At 38.5% G+C, this 5,301-nt stretch carries 4 protein-coding genes; 3 read left to right on the forward strand and 1 reads right to left on the reverse strand.

The genetic code is table 11. The annotated features are described in order from the left end of the window. A partial coding sequence (locus tag K9N40_13050) for a T9SS type A sorting domain-containing protein (GenBank protein MCF7815396.1) occupies positions 1-696 on the forward strand: 696 nt, incomplete at its 5' end. Between the two features lie 41 nt (positions 697-737). On the opposite strand, the gene K9N40_13055 is transcribed toward K9N40_13050, so the two are convergent. Continuing rightward, positions 738-2,087, reverse strand: a complete 1,350-nt coding sequence (locus tag K9N40_13055; GenBank protein ID MCF7815397.1) for a replication-associated recombination protein A — start codon at positions 2,085-2,087, stop codon at positions 738-740. Between the two features lie 297 nt (positions 2,088-2,384). Between K9N40_13055 and gap the strand changes: the two genes are divergently transcribed. Continuing rightward, positions 2,385-3,398, forward strand: a complete 1,014-nt coding sequence (gene gap, locus K9N40_13060) for a type I glyceraldehyde-3-phosphate dehydrogenase (GenBank protein MCF7815398.1) — start codon at positions 2,385-2,387, stop codon at positions 3,396-3,398. Positions 3,399-3,503: 105 nt separating this feature from the next. Next, positions 3,504-5,301: DUF1926 domain-containing protein (locus K9N40_13065; GenBank protein ID MCF7815399.1), on the forward strand; the 1,798-nt coding region annotated here is incomplete at its 3' end.

Here is a 5,301-nt window from a genome sequence, read left to right on the forward strand (position 1 = left end):
GACTATTCCACCCAAAATACTAATCTTGCTTTTGTATTTGCCTCTGATCGAGGCTACAGTACTCCTGATGATCCTTCATTGACTGGACTTCTTATCGACAATATCGTTGTTTATGATAATCAAAATCCTGAAGATACTCTCTATACTAACTATGGGAATGTTGATGTCAGGAGTTTACGAACAGGATATGGTGCCACTTCAAATTGGTTATCTTTGGAAAATAGCCCGGGGACAATAGAAGCAGGCGGAGATTATAATCTAACTATCAACTGTGATGCTGCCAATCTGACACCGGGAAATTATAGCAGCCAACTTAATATTGAACTCAGTGATGCCAGTAGCAGCGTCCAGGTTCTGCCTGTCAATTTTACTGTAACGGAAAATAATGAAAATATAATTAGTAATGATAAACCCGAAAATTTCACCCTTATGGGAAATTATCCCAATCCCTTTAATGCCAGTACAAAAATTAAATATTATTTACCTGAAGCCGGGAATGTAGAATTAATGATTTACAATCTGCAGGGTCAGAAAATCTATCAGGCTGAGGAACAATATAAAGGTAGTGGTTACAGAATGATGCACTGGAATGGAACCGATCTTAATGGACACAGCATAGGCACCGGAGTTTATATCTACAAAGTTCAGTTTGAAAATCAATCCTTTCAATCAGGCAAATTGCTTTTGATGAAATAATAGATTCGAAATTTAGGTGAGCAAAAATATAAGTTCAGGCTCTAGTCGTCCTGATCATGGGAATTACTTTTATATCTTTTAGGCCAAAAATGCTGGAGCCTGTCTTTGATGCGGGATTCCCGTCCCAATCGGGTTGGCTTGTAAAATTTTTGGGTTGGCATATCCTCGGGGAAATAGTGTTCATTGACAAAATGATCTTTATGGTCATGTGGATATTTATAATTTTTTCCGGACCCTTTTTTCTCCATGAGTTTTGTTGGAGCATTACGAAGATGGAGGGGGACATTGTGAGTACTATTTTTTTTGACTGCCTGTTTGGCTCTTTGGAGGGCCATGTAGGAAGCATTGCTTTTTGGAGAAGAGGCCAGGTAGGTTGTAACCTGAGATAAAATAATCTCGGCTTCCGGCATTCCAACGGAGTGAACAGCATTATAGCCATCCTGAGCGATCATCAAGGCTGAAGGATTGGCATTACCAATATCTTCACTTGCCAAAATTATTAAACGCCGGGCAATAAAAAGTGGATCCTCGCCTCCATCCAGCATAACGCACATCCAGTAAAGAGCAGCATCAGGATCACTACCTCGCACACTTTTTATAAATGCAGAAATCGTATCATAATGATAATCAGCTTTTTTATCATATAATCGGGTTCTGTCCTGAAGCGCTTCCTTCAAAATCGCACGAGTTATCTGTATTTTGCCGTCTTTTTCATCAGCCATATCAATAGCTGTTTCCAGAGCATTCAATAATTTGCGGGCATCTCCGCCAATTGAATTAATCAAAAAGTTTCTGGAATCGTCTTCAAAATTTATTTCCATTTCCTTCAGAATGATATCATTATGAAGAGCATTATCAAGAATAGATTCCAGATCCTGATCGCTGAGAGAATCCAATCGCAAAACCCGACAGCGGGAGAGCAAAGGTGCGATAACTTCAAAAGAAGGATTCTCAGTAGTTGCTCCTATTAAAATGATATTACCATTTTCAACAGCACGGAGAAGCGCGTCCTGCTGGGCTTTATTAAAGCGGTGAATTTCATCGATAAATAATATGGTTGCCTCACCTCTCTGATGTCGATTTTTGCCTATTTTGATAACTTTGCGAACATCCTTGACTCCGGATGCCACAGCATTGAGTTGATAAAATTTGGCATCAGAATGGTTGGCAATTATTCGAGCCAGGGTGGTTTTACCAGTTCCAGGAGGTCCCCATAGAATCATCGAAAAAATGCGACCGTGTTTAATACTTTTAGATAGAATCTTACCCGGGCCCGCTATATTGGTTTGCCCAATGAATCCATCCAGAGTATTAGGACGAATTCTATCAGCCAGAGGCTTAAGTTCCTTTTGTTTTTCCTTATCTGAAAAAATATCAACTTTTTTATTCATAGAACAAAAGTTATTAGTGTTTAATTGTAAATGCAAGTTGGGTTAACTGGGCTGTAAAAAATTATACAAAAATTTCAAGCAGGATTATTTATATATTTTAAGCGAAAAACATACCATTAATATTCTACATATAGAATAGTTGTTCAAAAATGCGTTATTAATTGTTGACAATATAAAATATATAATTTATATTAATGCGACTATTTAATATCCCGATTTCTTTGAGTTTGTAGAAAATTTTAGGTAAATTTGTCTCCGGTGTTAAGGTAAGTTTAATTAAAATAGGAGAAAGAGAAAATGGCAACAAAAATTGGAATCAATGGCTTCGGAAGAATCGGACGTGGTTTTTTGAGAATTCTGGAAGCCAGAGAAGAAACCGATCTTGAAGTCGTAGCAATCAATGATCTGGTTGGCGTTGATAATTTGGCCTATCTACTGAAATACGATTCTGTTCATGGCCGCTTTGACGGAACTGTCGAAGTTGACGGTAATGACATGATCGTTAATGGAAGAAAGATTGAAGTAACTTCCGAAACTGATCCTGCCAATTTAGGCTGGGATGAAAAAGATGTGGAAATTGTTATTGAATCTACCGGTGTTTTCAGAAAAAGAGATCAGATCGCCAAACATCTCGAAGCCGGTGCCAAAAGAGTTATCTTAACAGTACCTGCCAAAGACAAAATTGATGCTACAGTTGTTCTGGGCGTTAATGATGACGACCTTGATGCTGATGATGAAATCGTATCTAATGCTTCCTGTACAACAAACTGCCTGGCTCCTTTAGCCAAAGCATTGAATGATGAATTCGGTATTCAAAAAGGTCTGATTACCACAGTACACGGTTATACTGCAACTCAGGCTGTTCTTGATGCACCTGCCAGCAAAATTAGACGAGGACGTACAGCTGCTGAGAATATTATTCCAACTACTACTGGTGCTGCTATCGCCACAACCAAAGTACTTCCTGAACTGGAAGGAAAGATTGATGGTAAAGCATTGCGTGTACCTGTACCTAATGGTTCCTGTGTTGACGGTGTTTTTCTACTTGATGTTGAAGAAACAACAGTAGAAGACGTCAATGCTGCGCTCAAGAAAAAAGCTGAAGGCGAGATGAAAGGTATTCTTGGATATACAGAAGAAGAATTGGTATCCCGTGATATCATGGGCCAAAAAGAATCATCTCTTATCGACGCTAAAGCTACACAAATGGTCAACAAGAATATGGTTAAGATCATTTCCTGGTATGATAATGAATATAGTTATACAAATCGGGTTATTGATCTTGCTGAAAGAATGGTTGACATGCTGTAAAAATATCAAAGTCAGGGTGTGGTTTCGGCCACACCCTTTTTTACTGTCTGACACCCTTTGCACGCGTTCTCAAAGAAATCGGCCAAGCAAAGAAAGGGACTATAAGTGGAACAAATAAATTTTATCTTTGGTATTCATAATCATCAACCGACTGGCAACTTTGACTTTGTATTTGAATCAGCTTTTAATAAGAGCTATAAGCCTTTCATAGATACTCTGGAAAAATTTCCAGAAATTCATATTACGCTCCATTTCAGTGGTTGCCTGCTGGAATGGCTGGAAGATAATAAGCCTTCCTATATTGATAGAATTGCCCGTCTTGTTGAGAATGGAAATGTAGAAATTCTGTCAGGAGGCTTTTTTGAACCTGTTCTGGCAATGTTGCCTGACAGAGACAAAATCATTCAGATCGAAAAATTAAATCATTATATAGAAAAAAGATTTGGGTACAAACCCCGTGGTCTCTGGCTGACCGAAAGAGTTTGGGAACCAGGTTTGGCCAAACCTATTGCTCAGGCTGGTATAAAATATGTGACTGTTGACGATTATCATTTTCTTGGTGCTGGAATGCAGCAGGAGGAATTGGATGGGGCTTTTATTACAGAAGAACAGGGCTATCCGCTCTGGATATATCCAATTAACCAAAATCTAAGATATACCATACCTTTTGAAGATCCTCAGGATTCGATTGACTATCTTCGAAAATATGCCTCAGAGGATGAAAACAGATGTATTGTAATGGCCGATGATGGTGAAAAATTTGGCGTTTGGCCGGGAACTCATGATATTGTATTCAAAGAAAAATGGCTGGAGGAATTTTTTACAGCACTGCAGGATAATCAGGACTGGCTGAAAACTAAAACCTTTGCTGAATATTATGATAATCATGCTCCCAAGGGACGCATCTATCTGCCAACGGCTTCCTATTTTGAAATGAGCGAATGGTCATTGCCTGCTGAAGCAGGACAAAAATTTGAAGAATATGTTGATAAATTTGAAGATGAAGGTACTTTCGCCGATATAAAACCCTTTTTCAAAGGTGGTATGTGGAGAAATTTTCAGTACATTTATGATGAATCCAACTGGATGCAAAAGAAATATCTCCATCTTTCTAATAAACTGGAAGAACTTCGAGAAAAAAATCCTGAACTGGAAAATAATGAAAATTTCCAGAAGGCTCGTGAACATGTTTTAAGGGGAACCTGTAATTGTGCTTACTGGCATGGGCTTTTTGGTGGTTTATATTTACCCCATCTTAGACATGCTATTTACAGTGAATTGATCAAGGCCGCAAGAATCATTGATCAGGAATTGGATGAAAAGAAATTTCGAATAGAGACTACCGACCTAGACCGGGATGGACGCGATGAAATTTTGGTCACCAATACTGCTCAAGAACTATTTTTTGTTGTACGTCCTCATGATGGAGGCTACATTGAAGAATTTGATCTGACTGACAAATCATATAATGTCCTCAATACTTTGCGCCGTTATAAAGAAGGCTATCACAATAAAGTTAAAAAAGCAACAACTGAGACCAACAAAGGCGCCAGTATTCACGATTCAATTAGAGCAAAAGAAGAGGGCCTGGAAAAACTTCTAAATTACGATAATCAACCGCGCAAAACTCTGCACGACCATTTTATTTCAAGATCAGTGACATTGGAACAGTTTCAGAAGGGCAATTATTTCGAGGAAAGCGATTTTCTTAAGGCCAATTATGATTATGAAATTGACAAAAGACGCCGCAGTATTTTAATGAAACGAGATGGGTGGGTTAACTGGCAGCCTTTCGGGGTCGAAAAGCATCTCAAATTCACCCGCGCTAAAATTTTGGTCACCTATAAGCTGAAAAATAAAGGAGACGATAATAATAGTTTCCGTTTTGGACCAGAATTTAATT

It is taken from the genome of Candidatus Cloacimonadota bacterium (assembly GCA_021734245.1).
Classification (GTDB): Bacteria; Cloacimonadota; Cloacimonadia; order Cloacimonadales; family TCS61; genus B137-G9.